Origin of the sequence: Moraxella sp., assembly GCF_024227015.1 — a bacterium.
In the GTDB taxonomy this organism is placed as follows: Bacteria; Pseudomonadota; Gammaproteobacteria; order Pseudomonadales; family Moraxellaceae; genus Moraxella.
The window spans coordinates 1-531 of record NZ_JAAELD010000327.1 but is presented as its reverse complement, the minus strand read 5'-3'; the positions used below and the strand labels follow the sequence as shown (position 1 = coordinate 531).

Here is a 531-nt window from a genome sequence, read left to right as displayed (position 1 = left end):
GGTGGGTGGCCGTTACGTTTATATCGATATCGACAGGCAGTTGGCGGCGCGCTACGGCATGACGATAGACGATGTTCACAGTATTGTAGGCTCGGCAGTGGGCGGCAAAGTGGTTACACAATCAGTGGAAGGGCGTGAGCGTTTTCCTATTGCCATGCGCTTTTTACAGCACTACCGCGATACGCCTGAATCTTTAGCATCCATGCCTTTCGTCACACCAAGCGGTGTTCACATTACCCTTGGCGATGTGGCGACCGTGCGTATTGACGACGGGCCGGCTGGGATTAAAAGTGAAAATGCCCGATTAAACGGATGGGTATACATTGATATCTCGTCAGACTCAGCCACGGGTATTGACTTAGGGGGTTATGTAGATAGCGCAAAACGTCATTTGTCAGAGCAACTTGATTTACCCACTGGATACTCCATTACGTGGGCGGGGCAGTTTGCTTACCTTGAGCGCGCGAAAGCAAAACTGTCGGTGGTTATACCGCTAACGTTAGCCATTATCTGCCTTTTGCTTTATCTGGC

General features: G+C 50.7%; 1 protein-coding gene. It reads left to right on the top strand.

Features of this window, described 5'->3' with window-relative positions:
* Nucleotides 1-531, top strand: a 531-nt coding sequence (locus GY683_RS07385; RefSeq protein ID WP_297288122.1) for an efflux RND transporter permease subunit, incomplete at both ends; no start/stop codon positions are given.